The organism is Proteiniclasticum ruminis DSM 24773 (assembly GCF_000701905.1).
In the GTDB taxonomy this organism is placed as follows: Bacteria; Bacillota; Clostridia; order Clostridiales; family Clostridiaceae; genus Proteiniclasticum; species Proteiniclasticum ruminis.
Genome location: NZ_JNKC01000006.1, coordinates 167128 through 185966, shown reverse-complemented (window position 1 = coordinate 185966; position 18839 = coordinate 167128). Strand labels below are relative to the sequence as shown.

Below are 18839 nucleotides of genomic sequence, written 5' to 3'. Positions count from 1 at the left end.
TCTACTCTTCCATAAAATTATTGTACCCCAAACCTTCTGCTCTTCGCAAAAGATTTGGGGCACTCATTCTTTATGTAGTGAAAGATACAGATGAAGTTCATGAGGCTCCATCCTTCCTTCTATTTTATTTTGACCTAAAGATTCGAAAACGCTTCGCTTCTTCTCTTACTCTAGGGTCTTCTGCCTGAACTTCTACTGCCATGAACATATAATTCTGGGTTCAAATGATTCTTCTAGACAACTTTCCCTTTCAAGACTTCTCTACCGGCTTCTTCCACAAACTGATTGGTGTAGAGCTCATAGTAGTGTCCTCTCTTTTTGAGAAGTTCCTCATGGTTTCCTTCCTCAAGGATTTCTCCCTGGTCGATGACCAGGATTCTGTCCGCATTTTTGATGGTGGACAGTCTGTGGGCCACGATGAAGCTGGTTCTGTTCTCCAGCACTTCTTCAATGGCTTTCTGGATCTTTGCCTCGGACTCTGTGTCAATGGAAGAGGTGGCCTCATCCAGGAAGAAGAGTCTTGGCTTTCCGATGATGGCTCGAGCAAAAGAGATCAGCTGCTTCTCTCCTGTGGAGAGCATGCCTCCGCCTTCACCCACTTCCGTGTCATAGCCCTTTTCCAGCTTCATGATGAATTCATGGGCATGAACTACTTTCGCCGCTTCGATGATGTCCTCATCGGTAGCAGTAAGCTTACCATAACGGATGTTCTCTTTGATGGTTCCACTGAACAGGTGCGGTGCCTGAAGCACATATCCGATGTTCTGGTGAAGCCAGCTCTGAGGTCTCTTTTTATAGTCTTCGCCGTCGATGAGGATCTTCCCCTCGGAAGGCTCATAGAAGCGGCAAGCAAGATTCACAATGGTGCTTTTTCCGGATCCTGTTTCGCCCACAAGAGCAATGGTTTCCCCGGATTTTACCTGAAGGTTGAAGTTCTTAAGAATGTATTCCCCTTCCTTATAGAAGAAGCTCACATTCTCAAAGGTCACATCTCCATGGATCTTGCCATAGTCCTCTTTGTCTTCTGCTTCCGTGTCCACAATCTCCTCTTTTTCATGGAGAAGACCCATGACACGTTCAGCAGCAGCCTGGGCACCGATCATTTCCGTGTAGATTCTCGCAATTTCAAGAATCGGATCAAAGAACTGACGGGCATAGGTGATAAAAAGAACCAACGTACCGTAGGTCAGTGTTCCCTCTATGAGGAAGTTGCTTCCTAGAAGAAGCGTCAGCACCGTCCCTACTGCGGAGATGAAGAGCGTCATGGGCAGATACCCAGCTGAAAGCGTGGCGGCCCTTATGGACGTCTTTTTCATATCCTTTGTCACGTCCTGGAACTCTTCAATATTAAGCTCCTCACGGACCAGCGTCTTTGTGGTTTTTGCACCCACGATGCCATCGTTAAACAGTCCCGTGATCTTGGAGTTGATCTTTCTTACATTTCTGTAGGAAACCAGCATCTTTTTTTCAAAGAAGACACTGACCAGCGCAAGGACAGGCACCGTGATGAGGGTCACCAGAGCGAGCTTCCAGTTGATGAGGAGCATCACCACAGACACACCAAGCATCATGGTGGCGCCCCAGACCAGGTCCACCACGCCCCAGGCCACGGTTTCTGAAATCTTTGTGGCATCGGAGGTGGTTCTTGCAATCATCCAGCCCACGGCATTCTTGTCATAGTAGCTGAAAGACAGTCTCTGAAGCTTCTCAAAGGCATCCTTTCTCAGTTTGTAGACAATACCCATCTCAATCTTTCCCGCATGGCGGATGAAGAGAAAGACGATGATTCCAAGCCCCAGGGCAAGGATCCCGTAGAGGACGCCCACCATGGTGAGTCCCTTGTAGTCTCCATTGGCCACGAAAGTATCGATGGCATATCTGGTTAAAAGTGGAAAGACGATGTCCATACCCGCAAGCCCTACCATAAAGCCGCAGAGAATGAGAAAGTCTTTCTTGAAGATGGAGAGATACCGGAACATCTCTTTCCAGATGGTCTTATCCACCTTCAGTTTCATTTCTTTTTGTTCTTCCATTATGTTTTGTTCACCCCTTTTGTGACGCTCTTAGATCGCCATCTGCTGTAGATCCCAGATTCTCTTGTAGAGTCCTTCCTCATGGATGAGGGATTCATGGGTACCCTGCTGAACCACACGGCCTTCATCGAGAACGATGATCTGGTCCGCTTCTGCCAAGGTCTGTATTCTGTGGCTGATGATGAGCGTTGTGATGTCTTTACTTCTTTCTTTCAGCGCCTGACGGATACGAAGATCCGTTTCAGTGTCCACTGCACTCAAGGAATCATCAAAAACAAGAATTCTTTTGTCCTCATCGATGATGGTTCTCGCAATGGCGATACGCTGCTTCTGTCCACCGGAAAGGGAAACGCCCTTTTCTCCGATGATGGTGTCATATCCGTCCTTGAAGGTCAGGATATTGTTATGGATGGATGCGGCCTTGGCTGCATCGAAGATGTCATTTTCCTTGTAGGTTCTCTTGGTGATGCCGATGTTCTCCTTGACGGTTTTCGCGTAAAGGTGCGGCTCCTGAAGCACAAGACCGATGTTCTTTCGGATGTGGCCTCTCTTTATAGTCTTCAGTTCATGTCCATCCACTTTGATGCTTCCCTCATAGTCATAGAGCCTCTGAAGAAGATGCACGAGGGTGGACTTTCCGGATCCTGTGGATCCTAAGATGCCAAGGGTCTGTCCTTTTCTCACCTCAAAGGAGATGTCATTTAAGACTTTCTGATGGGCGTCATAAGCAAAACTCACATGGCTGAAGGAAATATTCCCTTCAATCTCCGGTGTTCTTTCAAACTCCTTGTCCTCTTCCACCTCTTCAGAGAGAATCTCCTCGATACGGTCCAGGGCCACGGTGGTCTTACCAAACTCGCTGAGAAGTCTGCCCAGCTGCTTCACCGGCCATAAAAGCATGGATACATAGGTGATGAAAGCCGTAAGTGTTCCAATGGTGAGCTCTCCCCGGATGACCATACCTGCGCCCACGACGAGAACAATCCCGTTCTGCATGAGGGTCAGAAGGTCTGAGGATGCCCAGAACACCGCTAAAGTTTCAATGAGTTTATAGGTGACAGTCTTATGATTCTTGTTCACTTCATCGAAGCGCTCGATTTCAAAGTCTTCTCTTCCGAAGGCTCTCACCACTCTCACACCGGAGAGATTCTCCTGGAGCACCGTGGTGAGGCTGCCTTCTGCTTCATCAGACTTTTTGAAGGTCTTCTGAATCTTCGTGAAGAAGATGTAGCTGAAGAAAAAGAGTATCGGAATCATGATCATGGAGTAGAGCGTCAGCTCCACATTCATGGTGCCCATGATGATCAAAGTGAAGACCAGCATGAAGATGATTCTTCCCAGGTCCACCACTTGGACACCGATGAACCGGCGCACCATTTCCACGTCAGAGGTGCATCTTTGAATCATATCCCCTGTCTCTTTCCTGGTATGACGTTCAAAGGTCATATACTGAATCTGACGGTAGAGCTTTTCTCTGATTTCTTTTGCAATATTCTCAGCAGCATAGCTGGAGAGATATCCCTTGAGGAACATAAAGATTCCCCGGAATAAGCTCATGATGACAATGATCCATACCACGCCCCAAAGACTCTTGCCAAAAGCGTCCATGAGGAACTGCAGGTTCCCTGCAGGCACATCGCCTACGATGGAGTCAATGGCGTACTTGATAAGGATCGGTACTGCCAGCTGCATGACTGTGGCCAGCACAATGGATAGAATGGCCAAGGTAAAGACCAGTCCATATCCTTTCAGGTATTTCGTTAATTTTTTCATGTGGTTTCACGTCCTTTCCTTCTGTCGGTTCTTTTCCTGTGATAAATACTTCTATGAATAAATTCATGGGCTCTCAAAACATCAGCCCCCCTTTATTTTGTAAAAAAATACACGCAGACTGCCTGCGTGTTTTGCGTAAAATGAGGGAGACCGATCGCTTCTCCGCTCCTTTATGATGCCAGAAACAAAATATACTTCATTCCGGACAAAAACAAAACCACAGGCTATGCAGCCTGTGGCTTCCATCTATCTACAAAATTCCTTTGCCTCAGCAAAGACTTCCGAAAGAGGTGCTCTTCAGGTTACATACCGTATAATTCATTGTATAACTAAAAACAGGCGCAACAATAGCGTCAAGACCAAATACTACACTTGCATTTCTCAAAACTGTATTGTTCATCATCACGTTCGTAACCTCCTCTTTTCGTCGTATCACAGTTTGTCATATGTTCTGTGACCTCTTTCATCATAATTCATCATTTAGGACTTGACAACCCCCAAAAATGAATTTTCTAACTTTTTCCACGATTTTCCCAGGACTTCTTCAGAATCTAAAGTGAAAATCCTTGACAAGCCGGTCAATTGTCCATCTCCACCGGTTCTTTCTGAAGTGAACTCTCTTTCTCATACTCGGCAATAAACCCCAGAAGAAGTGATTCATAGGATTTCTCCACGGCATCTGTACTTTTTAAGGTGTATTTTCCATGTCCGACTTTCTCAAACCACTGGTAATAATTTTTCGATAAGAGCGTTCCTTTCAGTCCTCTTTCTTTGAGATCCTTGGGAGAAATATGTCCTTTCACCCGGATCAGTGCAGCTGCCCTTAAAGCATCTTCCCGGTAAGCGGTTAAAAGTTTTTTTCCTCTGGATCCCCCTTTATTTCCATCCACCGATCTCTTCTCTGTTTCTTTCAGAATCCGGACCTTCTCTTTCAGGCTGGATCGTTTTCCTTTTTGAAGATCATAGAGTGAAGGTTCCAGCACTTCCACCGCTTCCTCCTTCTCCATATCCACATATAGAAGCCCCAGTTCCAGGCGTTTCAGCATATAGAGAAGATTCATAAAGGTTCTGTCTTTTACCACGCGTTTGGGTTTGGGCACGGCCAGGTACACCAGATCACAGGTTTTCTGCCGAAGAGTTCCTTGGATCAGAAGCTCCACCGTAAGACCTTTCTTCAGCTCAATGCCCACCAGAAGATTTTCTTTCACAGCCACCACATCAATGTCTCGGACCTCACTTCTCACAAGAAAACCACGGTCCTCAAAATAGGTTTTCACCGGCATATACAAGTCTGTTTCTTTCAACGAATCCCACCCCTTTATGACTCCTATTATACAAGGGAAGGGTAAAAAAAGAAAAGAGCTCTGACGTATCAAAACTCTTTACGATAAAGCAGATCTATTTTATTTCTTCCCGAAGAAGCCCCCCATAAGGTCATCCACAAAGCTGCCATCCTGATCCTTATCCAGAATGTTCTTTGCCATATCCATGAGGCCGTTGCCACTGCCGCCTCCTAAGATCTTTCCGAGAGAACCCGTGAGATCTGGAAGGCTGTCTTTACTGATATTCTCTTCCTTTTTCTTCTTTCCCAGCATGCCGATGAGAACCGGAGCCAGCATGGCAAGAAGTCCTGTGACCTGACTGGAGGATAAACCCGAGCTCTTGGAAATGCTGCTTTCCACCTGATTTTTCTTTCCTCCCAGAATATGCCCCAGCATCTTCTGACCGTCCTGAAGATCCATACTGCCAAGAAAGCCTTGAAGATCCTCCACATTGTCCTCACTGTGGTCTTCCAGAGCTTTATTGAGTGAAGCTCTCTTTTCCTCATCCTTGGCATTCTTATTCAGTGCTTCCACAAGAGTCGGAACGCTGAGTTTTGCGGCTTTTTGCACCTCTTCTGGTCTTGCACCCACTTTTTTCGCAATCTCATCGATGGTTTGTCCATCCGACAGAAGGGAACCCAGTAAGTTTGATAAATCCATGAAACATCATCTCCTTTAGCCAAAGTATAGCACGGGAGCCTTTTCTTTTTCCCAAAGAATCTATGAACAAAGTGTCAAAGTTTATGGTATCTTTGACCAAAATTCGACTCTGTGGTATGATAGAAATGAAAATGACTGACAGTCATTCAGTAATCATCTGCAAGAGGAGTTGCCATGAACAAGAAAGAAGCTTTACTCCATGCCGCTGTTCATCTCATGGGCGAACAAGGTTTCGAGAAAACATCCGTATCCCAGATCGTGAAAGAAGCAGGGGTTGCCCAAGGCACCTTTTATCTTTATTTCCAGTCAAAAAGCGCCCTGGTCCTCAGCATCGCCCAGTCCATTATTGAAGATCTTCTCTCTGAAGCAAAGGAGTTTCCTGATGTAGCGGAAACATCCCTGGAAGAATTTTTAAGAAGTCTTACGGACCTGACTTTCTCCATGACCAGGAAACATAAGAAGCTCATCGGGTTTGTCTATTCTGGCACAGCCTACTACTCTTCTTTTAAAGAATGGGAGCTCCTTTATGAGCCTTATTATGCATGGCTTTCTGGGAAGCTCCGGTATTATCAGGAGCAGCATCTTCTAAAGGACGTGTACGAAACAGACCATCTGGCCAATTATCTGGTGGGGCTTCTGGAACACGGAGCGGAGCAGGTACACCTTACTGAAGCCAAAGGATTTACGGAAGAGATTTCTAAAAGCACACTGCACACATTTATTCTGGAAGCGCTGAAAGCTTCCTAAAAGACATTAAAATATATCAAGAAAGGGGTGCTGACCGCGGCTTTCCAAGGGGTGACGAGACCTCAAAAGAAATGAGTTTGGAAACCGCAAAAAGTATCATGAAGACACAAGTAACAGAAAAAAAGCTCTTATTCCACTCCCTGATTCTATCCATTTTATTTTCCGTCATCGGCGTTGGAGCCGGACTTTATACCCGTTCCCAAATGATCATGTTCGACGGACTCTATTCTTTATTAAGTGTGGTGCTCTCTTATCTGTCTCTGGCTTCTGCCAGGTTCATGTCCAAAAATGACTGGAAGAAGTTCCCTTTTGGCAAGTCCATCGTGGAGCCTCTGGTGATTATTGTGAAATACTCCGCCATTCTCATCATGCTTGGCGCTTCTGTCATCGGAGCTGTTTATGCCATCTTAACTGGCGGCCGTCCAGTGGATAAAGATATGGCCCTCTTTTATGCCATCTTCTCTTCCCTGGCCTGCCTCATCATGTATCTACATCTAAGAAGGCAATCTAAAAAGCAAAACTCAGGACTTCTCAGTGCAGAATCCTCCCAGTGGCTCTTTGACACCTACGCAAGTTTTGGTGTTCTGGTCACCTTTATCCTGGTATATGTGCTGGATCACTTTAACGTGTATCCTGCCTACTTGAACTACATCGATCCTCTCATCGTACTGGTCACAGCAGCAAGCTTTGCCAAAGTGCCTTTTGTCTCCATCCGCATGGCCATGAAAGAAGTGCTGGGCGTTTCTCCCGAAGGAGAGCTTGCCAGAAATCTGGATGCACTGACAAAGGAGATGGAGAGAAAATATAAAATGAAGGAGTCCTTTCTCCGAGTCACCAAAAGAAGAAAGCTTCTTCGGGTGGAAATTGACTTCATCGTGGATGAACACTCCCTGGTCCAGACCATCAAACAGCAGGATGCTGTCCGGGAAGAGCTGGAAAAAAAGCTTCATTCCATCAAGACAGACAAGTGGATCACCGTGGCCTTCACCTCAAATAGAAAATATGCGCTATAACATCATAGACTGATATAGATTGTATGAAAAAGACCGGAAAAGCTCCCTTTAAAAGCTTTCCCGGTCTTTCTTCTATGCTTCTTTCTTTCTCATCCCTTTTCTTACTTTATAGAGTGTGCTGAGGCTGTCAATGAGGCTCAGTACGACAATGAGGACCCCTGTAAAGATCTTTCCTCTTGTGATCCATTCTCTCGCAACCTCTGGAGCCAGTCCCATACTTTCCTGAAGCTCCGTGTACAGCGCAGGATTGAAAAGTGCCCCGTCGGTAAGTATCACTATGGCAAGGATACAGAACCCCAGTTCAAAGACCAGGTTAAAGATGGCCATGGGCATGTCCCAATACTCTTTCACCATCTGCCAGATAAATAAGATCACCTGGGCTACTGCAAATATCCAAAAAAGCGGAAGATAGCTCTGCAGTCTCTCTAAGTTGAACACTGGAATATTTTCCAGGGTGCCTCCATCTTTCATCCAGAAAATACCAAACTTGTCGGATCCCATATAGAGGAAAACCATAAAGATGATGGTGACAATCAAAGAGATGGCAGCCTCCACCTTGGAGATCTTCAGGGAAGTGCTGGAAGGCACAGGAGCCAAATCTTTAGGGGACCATTCTTTTTTGAAGAGCTCATGATATCCTTCTTCTGCAGCTGTGTTTTCCAGGATCACAAAGGAAACTGTAACCCAGAAAGCAGCCTGAAGTCCTCCTGAAATACTGGAAGAAATGATTGTGCTGATGAGCCGTCCAATTTCTCCCACTCCGAAGGTTTCCGTAGATGTGCCAACCACAAAGGAAACCAGATTCACCACAAGAAGGACAATCATGACGATGCTGACCACAAGCTTCAGCACCTCCAGATATTTATCAAAATAAGAAGGTCCAATCAGGTATCTCTTTCTGGTATTGTACTCTTCTGAGAGCTTTCTTGGACTTCCTAAGGACTTCAGAACCTTCAGCACCTCTTCCTCTGATGGGCTTTCCGGCAGCATATCGAGGATATTCCCTCTCAGCTCCATGGCCACATCTTCTCTTTGGGCTTCTGGCAGATATTTGGTTACGGCATAAATGTATCTTTCCATCATTTCCATTTTATTTTCCCTCCTTCAGCAAATCATCCATGGTGGCTGTGAGTCCCAGCCATTCACTCTTTAAGACTGTAAAAACCCGGCTTCCTTTTTCACTGAGCACATAAAACTTTCTGGGACGGCTTTCTGTGGTATCCCATTCACTGGTAAGAAGCTCCTGCTTCTCCAGTCTACGAAGAAGAGGATACAAGGTTCCAGGCTCAATGGGCACCCCTCTCTCTTCCAGTTTCTGTACAAGTGAATAGCCGTATTCCTTCTCACTCAATTGACTGAGGACCGACAGCACTAGGGTTCCACGCTTCAGCTCAATCAGAAACGAATTCAGCAGTTCATCCATGGTATTCATTCTCATCACCTCTTACTCATACTATAGTGTATGACATACACTAATGTCAATATTATTTTATCGTACTTCACACAAACTTAAAAAATCAGCAGGCCGATTATAGGTTTCCCATAATCGGCCTGCTGATCTAACACACAATCTATTTATCTGAATAATGGTCTCTTTCTGTTGCTTCTGAAGCTATACCAAAACTCTTTCTTTTCGGTTTCTCTGAATAGTTTCAGACCAAACATCTCCAGCGGTGTCCAGATTTTTTTAAAATGATAATACGGCATACGTTCTCCCCCGTTTTTTAATGATGTCACTTACACTCACCTTAATAACACTTCATTATATATACTTATACTTATGCTTATAAACACATCCATTCCGTAAATAGTTTAAATCATATTTTTTATGGCGAATAAACTCTTAAAAATTTACTATAATAATATCACGGATTATATTTAGATTCAATACGACTCACCTCATAGCTTGTACAGATATGAATAAAGTTGTTTTTAAATATTCATATTTTTATTTTAGTGTTATTAATATATAAAACAAAAAAGCAATCCCCTCTAATTGGAAAGATTGCTTTTTTCGTTTGTTTGTTATTTTTTTATAATTCTTATTAAGAAATCAGCTTTAATATACTTTCACTGTTGCTGAGCTGATGTACCTGAAGAGCCATCACAGCCTGCTCTAAAATTGAATTTTTTATTTGGATTATCATCTCCTTGGCGTAATCCACGTCTAAAATTCTGCCCATCGCTGAAGTAGTGTTCTCTTCCAGTACCGCAAGATTACTTGATGCGGCATCTAACCTGTTCTGAATCGCCCCCAGAGATCCCATCTCAGATTGCACTTTCTGTAGAAGACCATCCACAATATTAATGGTGTGATCCGCATATTCTCTGGTATCCAGCCGGAGCTGATCTGTGGTGAAGAGCATGTTCTCCATGGTATTGATCTTCACATTCAGCCCCTGGCGAGATCCCGCACCAACTTGAAACGTGAACTGCTGGTCCTCGTAGGATCTGACCTGCTTCGCTTCATAACTTATGGTGATCTGATGATTTCCCTCCGTAAACTCCAAGTCATAGCTGAATCTGATTTTTCCGTCTTCCAAGTAGAAATATTCTTCCTTCAGATTCCCTTCCTCATCAAAATACTGCGCCCCTATAGGCTTGGTTTGAATACTTTCACCAGACTTCTCATCTGTCACATCAATATTCTTGATTTTGATCTTAATCTTTTCCTTTGGAATATCCGCTTTCACTTCCTCAGTACTCATCCATTGATCCACATAAGGATTGTACCGGTAACTGCTGTCGTCTATCTCCACATATTTCGGTGGCGAGTGTTTGACATAGACATTGATTTTTCGGTCCTCTATGTCATTCACATCAGGCCTTGCGCTTCCAACCACGGTGATGACTCCATTCTCATAGATGTAGTTATCAGGACTCACTTCTACAGAACTTTCATAATCTTCACCAATAAAAACCCTATTGATTTCATGAGTCTCTTCCTCTTTTTCATGAATTTTCACACTAAAGTCGTCTTTGACATAGAATACTTCGATGAGAGGATCTTCTCCACCTAAAGGCTTGTATGCACCTTGTAATCTTATCGTATTGGTTTGTTGATCTAGTGAAAACCCATTTTCAGCTGAAAACGGCACTTCAGTTTTCTTCGATGTAATGGGGTCAGTGATATAGACCCGTAAACTATTTGGATCCTCCTCTTCTTCTAATCCATAGTATTTGGGGATTTGGTTGAGCTTATAATCAAAAGTTCTATTATCATCCCCTGTATTTCCCACCAGATACTCAGCCTTCACCCCTTCAGAGACAGAAGGTCTTGCCTCCCCTACCAGAACTACTCTCTTCTTCTCTTTGTGGTAGTACCAACCATTTTTACCATCATCTACATCATCTTCACCACTGATCTCCCCCAGGAAATCTATCACAGTATCGCTTTTCGTCAACTGAATGCTATGACTCAGATCATGAGAATCATAATAATATTCTATGTACTGATTCGAGTCCACCGTCAGATCAATTTCATATCGGCCATTCTGATTTTGTGTTCCAATCATATCACCAACAAATGAAACACTGTAATCATAGTTTTCCATGGTATCCCGAACATTAGGTCTGTACCTGCCGTGCAAGGTTATTTGATAAGGCTCATCTGAAGTGTAGGAAAATCCATCCGCAACATCGAATGGAATGAGTTCACCATTCCTTCTTACCAGTAATGAAGCTTTTCCAGAGCTCTGCAGCTCGTACATTTCACTAAGAACCTTGGAATCAAAACCTTGAAAAATCGGAATCTTGGAGGTTTGCACATCTTCATCTGTACTTTCATAATACTCAATCCGAAGTTTTGTCGCATCCCCTGTCAGGAGTCTGGCATTTCCTTTCAGTTCTATTTCACCTGAAATAGGATCATAGGTATAGCCGTCACCTTCTCCTCCATTTGGTAAAAACGAAACTTCTTCTTCTCGAAAGAATACTTGAATTGCGCCAAGCAAATTAGGACTGTTTGTATCTTCATAGAGATCGATATGAGGTTCAATCATCATTTTATTTGCATCCTGATTGATATAAGAGTACGAAATATTCTCATAGACCCCTAATCGGTACTTGCCGAAAAGTTTCAGTTTGTACCCTGATGTGGATTCTTCCAACAAGACATAATCTGTTTTATGCTCGCTCGGATCAGGGCCTGTAAGATAATATACATCTTCATCAGCGATCTTCTCCACATCACTGCCAGAGTTCAAATTTCTGATGGTTAAGTCAATACTATCTTTCCCGTTGATTCTATAAAAATCAAATTTTCCCAATATATCAACTACTTCAGTATTGACATAGTTCATGCTCATGTCTTGGTCTAATTTCATCCCATGTAATTGAATCCGGTAAGGATCCCTTGTAAATCCAACTGAACTCCCATATTTGATTATTTCATTGTTACTGTCTCTAAGTTCTATGGACGGTCGATCTGAATCCACTCTATACATAGGCAGTAATGGACCATAATAGGACCACTCCTGTCCTGTTACCGTCTGCTTTTTTTCTCCTGATTGAATACTCAAAGAGGCTTGAAAGTTCATTGTGGAATCCAAGGAAAAATGAGCACTATAATCTAAATCAATCTCTTGTATTCGTCCGTCGGTTTTGGAAACGTAGTACAGCTTCAATCCGTCCTTAGAAAAGGAAACCTGCTTATCCACATCTACATCTGTTAGTTCTAGATATTTTAAAGAACCATCACTGTTCTCTATCACCAGATTTCCACTGTCAGTGTCCACCCTAAGATTGAACTTCTCTTCTATAGAATAGGTAACCGCTTCAGTAACTATTGCACTTTGGGCTTCATCTGAAAAGGAGATCTCTAGTTCATCGCTTTCAATCACTTCGTTTCCAATAATATCAAGCTTCGCATTATTCATACTCCATTGAACATCGAATTTCTTAACTTCTTCGATGGTAACTATTTGAGTATTTCCAAATTCATCAAGGACAGGCTTACCATCCTCATCATGCAGCTCTTTCTCATAACTCACAGTATAATTTCCCAGAAACCCCCGGCTATTATCCATGGACTTAAACTCCAGATTACTGATATTTCCTCCATTTTCTATCACTTCAAAATTCTTGTAGACATCTCCAAAACTGACTTGCATGAAAATTCGATGATCCGATACTTCAGCTTTCCCCTGGACTGAGTAAGTAGTGCTCCATGATTTTTCGAAATCATCGTCCTTCGTAATCTCCTCAACTGGGATAAATGTCGCAGAAAGGCTTCCATCATCAGAAACACTGTACTTTTGGCCCTGATGCCTCGTTGACTGTAGTATCACATTTCCTTCATCACTAAACCCTAAAAACTCTTCTTCTATAGCCTTAATTGTAAAATCATAGGTTTTATCAAACTCTGGATGAAACTCAGTTACTATACGACTCGAAATCTCTTCATGACTTAGCTCATAGCTTTGCATCAAGATCTCTTTGCTTTTAGTTGCCACGGAAGAGCTGTGAGATCTCCAAGGCTGAACGCTCTCCATTATCTGACTGTATTCTTCTGAAGTTCTAATCACACCAATCTCTTTCTCTTTCACTCTGAAATCAGTATGGATATAGGAAGGCTTATCCGTTCCCATGACCATCTGCGTATTGAAACTCGTATTCTTTATCGTACTGGAGATAACCTTCTTCACTTCATCCATCTCCAGCTGTACCACCCTTCTATCAAGATCCGAAAGGGTATCGGAAGCTGCCTGAACAGAGAGTTCACGCATTCTATGAAGTGCTTCATTTACACCCTGCAGCCCCATCTCCGCCACATCAAGAAGCCCCTTGGCATCCATGATGTTTCTTCTGGCCTGACTGATGCCCCGTACTTGGGCACTTAACTTTGTGCTGATGGAAAGCCCAGCCGCATCATCCCCCGCCCGATTGATGGCAAGCCCCGAACTGAGCTTTTCCATTGATTTCTTTCTATTCTGTCCAATGGTTCTCAGATGGTCCCCATAGAACAGACTCTGACTTATCCTCATGTCTTCACTCCTGCATCCATACTCTGCTTCTTGAAAAAGAAGCCTGCATCTCTACGAAAGAGATCCGTGGCAATCCTACCACAGTATAGATATCGAAGAAAAATTATATCTTTTAACCCTATTTGTAAATTATTTTACTTTTTATTGAATACCTACTAATTATTATGTTAATATCTATATATTATTACACAGAGATATCACTCTGAATCTTTTGTCCACCATATATCCTTTTCACTTCATCATTACGCAAAAAAACTCTCTGTTTACACAAAGAGTTTTTTTCTGGCAAAGGCACTAACTATTGATAAAATGCACCGCTCAAATCAAATCGTTAAAATTTGCACCTCTTTTGCACACCCCTCGTTTGGAAGAATTCAATTTCAAAAAGCAACGCACACTGATTACGGAAAACTAAAACCACATCCAAATTAGCCTTTTATTTTCATAGCGCTGTTCCACACTGACCGCAAAATCGAGCACCGAGAACAGCGCCGGAGCCACATTTCGAGCAGAACTTTATCTGCGGCTCAGCTTGGTATGTCAGCGGCAGATCCTCATTCGGCGCAGCGTCAGACAGAAACAGCCAATCGATGTCCTCGCCGTCGTTACATAAGCCGATAGCTCCGGCAGGCGATACCACATAAAAGCTATCCTCATCGATTGGGTCTTCACTATCGCTTGTTTCGGCAAGCACCAGCAAGCCTTTTACATCGTATCTATCATTTGAAGTGGCAAAACTCCAGCTTGTGCAGCGTGTTGCCGAAAACTCCGCAGCCTCCAGCAGCGTGTCAAATCTCTCCATTATAAAATCCTCCTTATTTAAATAATAGGTTATTACACCGCTTGCAGCGGTCATTTTGTATGGGGTTCATCATGGAGCAGACATTGCAGTAAATGATACGGTCTTTAGATTTGTCGTACTTCTCGTATGTACCGAATTTGGGATGAAACCGCACCCTGTCACCAACGGAGAGATAATCATACATATGCCGCCCGCTGTCCTTTTCCACGATAGTCTTTTTCTTCCCTGCCTCTGTTTTAATGACCGTGGTATATTCCGTATAAGTTCGGTCATTATCATCCTGGCCTCCCCTATGCTCATATTTCGTCTTACTGTATTTATGGACCACCACCCCTTCCCACATAGGCTTCTTACTCTTACGAAGCGCCAGTACATTGACAATCAGCATGACAGATGCAATGACTCCCCCGATGGCCAGAGACTCTCCAAATGGAACCTCTTCAACCATAATACCGGCGATAGGAAAACCTATGAGTGGAACGAAAACCAGGATCCACATACATCCCATGGAGAATTTTTTGTTTTTCTGAGCGGTGCTGAGAATCTCTGATGAGTTATACCGCTCGGAAAAGCCGACTAGTCCGGTACCGCTCTCTGGAGATCCAGAATCTGCTAATCCCCTTTCCACCATCGGTTCAGGCGATTCAGAGCCCACGGACTTCCCGCAGTTGATACAGTACTGAGCACCTTCCTGTAACTCTCTACCGCACGTCTTACACACATCAAAGGTCTTGGACATTTTTTTAGCACCACAACTTGAACAGAATGAAGCACCATCCATTAATTTGTTTCCACAGTTGGGACAAAACATATCCATATCACTCCTTGATTCGACTATTAAAGCTCAACATACAGCTCGGATTTTCAGCAAGTTTCATCCATTTTAATTTTTCTTATATCCAAGTCTGGCTGTATGTAGAACAAAAACTAACAGCAGCAGAGAACCTATGGGGGAGAGAATATGATAGATGATTGCCATCTCACCCATCTCATCGAAATCACTCAGTGCTGCAGGCTTATTGATATAGGGGATTCGGGCAATGTATCGGATGCGCTCAGAACGGGTTTCCCCCTCGCCCAAATTCGTCCACGCCTCATCACTGCTATATATCACATTTCCCCGGTACTCCTTCCCATTTACCACAAACCAATAGCCTTTGGAAACCGTACGGGATCGGTTTTTCTCTGCTGTCACATCATCACTACGGCTATCATAGCGATCTACTGTGCCCATGACACTGTCACCCCAGATTGCCAGCGACAGTGTGGATAGGCTCAGATACATCGCAAACAGCAGTACTGTAGAAATGAGTATCACTATGGGAAGTGGAATATTCTTCTTCATTTTCTTCTTTGACATATAGCCGCCTCCTTTCACACTTCAGAAACAGTCCACTTTTCTCGCCATCCCACACAGAATAAATAAAGTGCGGTTAATAGTACAAGAGGCGGTGCTGTAATAGCGACATAGAATTGAAGCGGAAGTAACAGCAGCACGCCTGCAATCAGCTGGATATATCCAAACGTACGGCACCAGCTGTACTTGCAGGACTTCCTGGCACATCTCAGCCCCGCAATAGCAGTTACGATAGAAAAAATGTACAACATTGCAGCAGCAAAGCAACCTGCTCCGCCATAAGTGTACTCCAGTGCGGCATTGTCAATAAGATTCAAACACCACCACATCATCGTTAAGCTGCAAATCAGCATAATCATGGATACAATTCTCGTAAAAACTATTCTCATCTTGCTCACTTATTCTTCCTTTCGCATAATATCGCCTGCGATTCTTCTGGGATAATTCTACCGCATGGTTGAACTTTATTTCATGAGATTCACATGAGAATCACATCTTCCATTGTAAAAGATTGATCTCCATCACCTGTTCTGATTTTTATATAATCTGCTCCATACTCCCCTTTAGCCTGATCTTTTCCGATCACCATAATCCCCCCTCATATCCAAGCGCATCTTCTACAATGACTGTTCTTGTAGGAGGATCAAAGATGTAGCTGCTGGTTTTATGCTGATCATCACCCAGGTATGTTTCTTATTGTAAACCCCTAGGATGTATGTGTAAGTTTATTCATCCCGTATTTTACCAAACACATCCGGATGTGGATCATATTCTGGATCTCTTGACCAAGATCCCTCAAACTATTTTGGCGTAATACCCGAATTCCCAAGCAAGATTACCTTGGTCATTTCCATCACTTTGAAGGTCCTCAACAAATATTGCCCTGCCCGCTTATTTGACACGCACGAACACTTCAAAGAAATTCGAACGGATAAAGTCCTTTCCGTATTCGCCCTCGTCCTTGCTGTATGCAGTCAAGACGATGTTGCCCATGTCCCATGTATCCATTTCCAACGTTCGCTTCGCAGAATCAAAACTATACGTGGTTGTCCTATATTGCGTAGTTGGACTTCCACCGTAATTAAAACGATAAGAACAGTTTGTGTCATCGAGAATCTCAAGGAACAAATCAAATTCAGCATTACCGGTGTCTGTATTATCAGAATAAACTCTGTTCCAGCCGCCTGTAAACCATTGTGCTTCAATTTGGTTTTTCTGACCCAGCACGATAGTCGTGAGCTTTTCCGTCACCTGAAAAGTTTCTGTTAGTAACGGCTCGTCCTCAAACTCGTCATCGTCCTTGTTCCATAGTCGGAGCTGTGTGGGGATGCCCGCTTGCATATACCCTAAGATGGTGGCGTCTATTGTTGCCCGCCCATCCTTGTCCAGAACCGTCGCCCAATTTTTGTCTATTTGGGCATCGGGCCGGCGGATGTCAACGGTACAGCCCGCGTATTTGCTCTTTTCACCGTCAGGAATCCCCTCAATTATTTCAAACTCCAGCGGTGCATTGAGTGCCTGCCGCAGCTCAGTGGCATTCGCGCTGTAAGTCTTACGGTTGTCGTAGTTTATCTTCTTAATAACGTTGTCCAGTACAGGCTGAAGCCTTTCGCCCAAACGGGCCATATATTGCTCGATGCAATACTCACGGGCGGCGTCTGTTTCGGGGAGAAGCCCCGTAGTATAGGCATGTAGACCTGCCTCATTGGTTGCTACAAGCTGCTCCTCCGGGTTGTCGTAGAAGTAACGGGAGCTGTAGTTCTCCATAATACCGCGTAGAGCGGCGTTAAACTTTTCAGGATTGTTGCCTCGTGTTCTGTATAGTCCCATAATACGATCGTACCATTCGGCCTCCGTCCATGGATGAATTTTCTCGTTGTAAGCAATGACCACATTAAACAGGGCGTCTTTATAAGTCTGGTCAGCTGCCACCATGAATTTGTTCAGAGAATAATCGAGAGCAATGACCCCCAGCATGGAGAGCTGAACCATGCCGGTGGTGACTTTTTTATAGTCCAGTACCGCCACGCCCACATTGTAGGACAGTTTATACGCCTCCGCCGCCACCGTTTCAGCGGATTCGTTGCCTTTGTATGCGTCGATCATAGTGTCGCCCAGCGATAACGCGGAAAGCCCCAAAAGCATATAACCGCCTTTTTCCCAAAGACTTGAAAAGTATTTGTTTCCGACACCCTGCTCTGCCAGCTCAAACGCGTCTGTCAGCCAGCTAAAGACCTCATGAAGCAACCCCGCTTCAGGGTCACCAAGATTTGGAATGTCTAAGAGTTGTCCGTAGAACTCTCTCAATAGACTGTCACCTACCTCACCGGGCTTCCCGGATGTTTCAAACTCGCGCAAAAGGGCAAGGGCGGTTTCATCGTCCAGACGCTTGCTTGTGAATTTTGACAGCAGAGCGTAGGGCGAATGTGAGTCCGTCAGGGTGACGGTGCAGTATGCCGATAGATGGTCGGTGGTGATGGTAACGGTGTTGTCGGTTGTGTTTACGGTGTAGTCCACAAGCTCCCATTGGTCGGTTTCGGGGTTGTAGTACTCCGCAAGCACGGAGCCTTCCTCATCGGAGGGATCGGTTTCACTCTCGACGTAGGGCAGAGTGATAGTCAATAGACCGTCAAACTCAGTGCGTTCACCGGCAGAAATGTCATATGCCGTGCGTGTACCACCTTCAATGCTGTCCTTGTCTTCGGACAGCTCTTTTATTGAAACCTTTTCTCCGTCCATTGAATTGTATGGTCCAAAATCAATCATCACACCTTTGTCGGTTGAAACTGCTGTCTGCCCTTCCTGCAAGGTAAAGCTGTCGATCTTCTGTATGGAAGGGAGCTTGACCCCACCGCCCACCATAAACCCCGGCCAGCCGTAGAGCGCCACCGCCGCAATCTGTATGACGAGCAAGACGGAAAGCACGATGCAAAGCGTATTTCGCCCACCGTTTCTTTTCGGTTTTGCGGCGTTTTTTTGTTTTGGCGGCGCTGCCGGTGGAGTTCGTTTTTGAGGCTGTGCCGCAGGTTTCGGCTGTGCTTCGGGAACAGGCTTCACGGGCGCCTCAAGCGCCGAAGCGCCGCATTTGGCGCAGAAGCGAGCGCCGGTATGAAGCTCCCTGCCACAATTCGTACAATATTTACCCACG

At 44.4% G+C, this 18839-nt stretch carries 15 protein-coding genes; 2 read left to right on the top strand and 13 right to left on the bottom strand.

Translation table 11 applies throughout. From position 1 onward, the window contains the following. Nucleotides 1–233: 233 nt before the first annotated feature. From T487_RS0109080 to T487_RS0109065, 4 genes are all read right to left on the bottom strand, one after another. Nucleotides 234–2033 (bottom strand): ABC transporter ATP-binding protein, encoded by a 1800-nt coding sequence (locus tag T487_RS0109080; RefSeq protein WP_031576629.1) that lies wholly within the window; start codon nucleotides 2031–2033, stop codon nucleotides 234–236. A 30-nt stretch (nucleotides 2034–2063) separates the two neighbouring features. Beyond that, on the bottom strand, nucleotides 2064–3806 hold the full coding sequence (locus T487_RS0109075; RefSeq protein ID WP_031576626.1) for an ABC transporter ATP-binding protein: 1743 nt from the start codon (nucleotides 3804–3806) through the stop codon (nucleotides 2064–2066). 578 nt (nucleotides 3807–4384) lie between these two features. Continuing rightward, nucleotides 4385–5110 (bottom strand): DUF2161 family putative PD-(D/E)XK-type phosphodiesterase, encoded by a 726-nt coding sequence (locus tag T487_RS0109070; RefSeq protein ID WP_051651627.1) that lies wholly within the window; start codon nucleotides 5108–5110, stop codon nucleotides 4385–4387. Between the two features lie 99 nt (nucleotides 5111–5209). Then, nucleotides 5210–5788, bottom strand: a complete 579-nt coding sequence (locus tag T487_RS0109065) for a DUF937 domain-containing protein (protein WP_031576622.1) — start codon at nucleotides 5786–5788, stop codon at nucleotides 5210–5212. 174 nt (nucleotides 5789–5962) lie between these two features. Between T487_RS0109065 and T487_RS0109060 the strand changes: the two genes are divergently transcribed. Together T487_RS0109060 and T487_RS0109055 are read left to right on the top strand one after the other, a co-directional pair. Beyond that, nucleotides 5963–6535 (top strand): TetR/AcrR family transcriptional regulator, encoded by a 573-nt coding sequence (locus T487_RS0109060; RefSeq protein WP_031576620.1) that lies wholly within the window; start codon nucleotides 5963–5965, stop codon nucleotides 6533–6535. Between the two features lie 98 nt (nucleotides 6536–6633). Next, nucleotides 6634–7548, top strand: coding sequence for a cation diffusion facilitator family transporter (locus T487_RS0109055; RefSeq protein ID WP_031576618.1), 915 nt, complete (start codon nucleotides 6634–6636; stop codon nucleotides 7546–7548). A 72-nt stretch (nucleotides 7549–7620) separates the two neighbouring features. Here the strand turns inward: T487_RS0109055 and T487_RS0109050 are convergent, their stop codons facing one another. The 9 genes from T487_RS0109050 to T487_RS0109010 form a co-directional block, all read right to left on the bottom strand. Then, nucleotides 7621–8637: an HAAS signaling domain-containing protein gene (locus T487_RS0109050; RefSeq protein WP_031576617.1), complete on the bottom strand. Its 1017-nt coding sequence runs from the start codon at nucleotides 8635–8637 to the stop codon at nucleotides 7621–7623. Between the two features lies 1 nt (nucleotide 8638). After that, a complete protein-coding gene (locus tag T487_RS0109045; protein WP_036909344.1) occupies nucleotides 8639–8980 on the bottom strand; it encodes a PadR family transcriptional regulator in 342 nt (113 codons plus the stop codon). Nucleotides 8981–9123: 143 nt separating this feature from the next. Then, nucleotides 9124–9285: a hypothetical protein gene (locus T487_RS16445; RefSeq protein WP_155953257.1), complete on the bottom strand. Its 162-nt coding sequence runs from the start codon at nucleotides 9283–9285 to the stop codon at nucleotides 9124–9126. A 308-nt stretch (nucleotides 9286–9593) separates the two neighbouring features. Further along, the gene (locus tag T487_RS15935; RefSeq protein WP_051651625.1) at nucleotides 9594–13532 is read right to left on the bottom strand and encodes a flagellin N-terminal helical domain-containing protein; all 3939 of its coding nucleotides are present in this window, start codon (nucleotides 13530–13532) and stop codon (nucleotides 9594–9596) included. 442 nt (nucleotides 13533–13974) lie between these two features. Continuing rightward, nucleotides 13975–14334 carry a zinc ribbon domain-containing protein gene (locus T487_RS0109030; protein WP_031576611.1) on the bottom strand — a complete coding sequence of 120 codons (360 nt, stop codon included), beginning with the start codon at nucleotides 14332–14334 and terminating at the stop codon, nucleotides 13975–13977. A 13-nt stretch (nucleotides 14335–14347) separates the two neighbouring features. After that, nucleotides 14348–15145: a zinc ribbon domain-containing protein gene (locus T487_RS16705; protein WP_278245030.1), complete on the bottom strand. Its 798-nt coding sequence runs from the start codon at nucleotides 15143–15145 to the stop codon at nucleotides 14348–14350. 72 nt (nucleotides 15146–15217) lie between these two features. Continuing rightward, nucleotides 15218–15694, bottom strand: coding sequence for a hypothetical protein (locus T487_RS16700; protein WP_242848041.1), 477 nt, complete (start codon nucleotides 15692–15694; stop codon nucleotides 15218–15220). Between the two features lie 14 nt (nucleotides 15695–15708). Continuing rightward, a complete protein-coding gene (locus tag T487_RS0109020; RefSeq protein WP_143004622.1) occupies nucleotides 15709–16050 on the bottom strand; it encodes a hypothetical protein in 342 nt (113 codons plus the stop codon). Between the two features lie 532 nt (nucleotides 16051–16582). Then, on the bottom strand, nucleotides 16583–18838 hold the full coding sequence (locus T487_RS0109010; protein ID WP_051651624.1) for a zinc-ribbon domain-containing protein: 2256 nt from the start codon (nucleotides 18836–18838) through the stop codon (nucleotides 16583–16585). Nucleotide 18839: the final 1 nt, after the last annotated feature.

What these genes read in the sequence shown, in the direction of transcription:
- T487_RS0109080 (WP_031576629.1), bottom strand. Translation starts at nt 2,033, where the DNA reads ATGGAAGAACAAAAAGAAATGAAACTGAAGGTGGATAAGACCATCTGG.
- T487_RS0109075 (WP_031576626.1), bottom strand. Translation starts at nt 3,806, where the DNA reads ATGAAAAAATTAACGAAATACCTGAAAGGATATGGACTGGTCTTTACC.
- T487_RS0109065 (WP_031576622.1), bottom strand. Translation starts at nt 5,788, where the DNA reads ATGGATTTATCAAACTTACTGGGTTCCCTTCTGTCGGATGGACAAACC.
- T487_RS0109060 (WP_031576620.1), top strand. Translation starts at nt 5,963, where the DNA reads ATGAACAAGAAAGAAGCTTTACTCCATGCCGCTGTTCATCTCATGGGC.
- T487_RS0109055 (WP_031576618.1), top strand. Translation starts at nt 6,634, where the DNA reads ATGAAGACACAAGTAACAGAAAAAAAGCTCTTATTCCACTCCCTGATT.
- T487_RS0109050 (WP_031576617.1), bottom strand. Translation starts at nt 8,637, where the DNA reads ATGGAAATGATGGAAAGATACATTTATGCCGTAACCAAATATCTGCCA.
- T487_RS0109045 (WP_036909344.1), bottom strand. Translation starts at nt 8,980, where the DNA reads ATGAATACCATGGATGAACTGCTGAATTCGTTTCTGATTGAGCTGAAG.
- T487_RS15935 (WP_051651625.1), bottom strand. Translation starts at nt 13,532, where the DNA reads ATGAGGATAAGTCAGAGTCTGTTCTATGGGGACCATCTGAGAACCATT.
- T487_RS0109030 (WP_031576611.1), bottom strand. Translation starts at nt 14,334, where the DNA reads ATGGAGAGATTTGACACGCTGCTGGAGGCTGCGGAGTTTTCGGCAACA.
- T487_RS16705 (WP_278245030.1), bottom strand. Translation starts at nt 15,145, where the DNA reads ATGTTTTGTCCCAACTGTGGAAACAAATTAATGGATGGTGCTTCATTC.
- T487_RS16700 (WP_242848041.1), bottom strand. Translation starts at nt 15,694, where the DNA reads ATGTCAAAGAAGAAAATGAAGAAGAATATTCCACTTCCCATAGTGATA.
- T487_RS0109020 (WP_143004622.1), bottom strand. Translation starts at nt 16,050, where the DNA reads ATGATTATGCTGATTTGCAGCTTAACGATGATGTGGTGGTGTTTGAAT.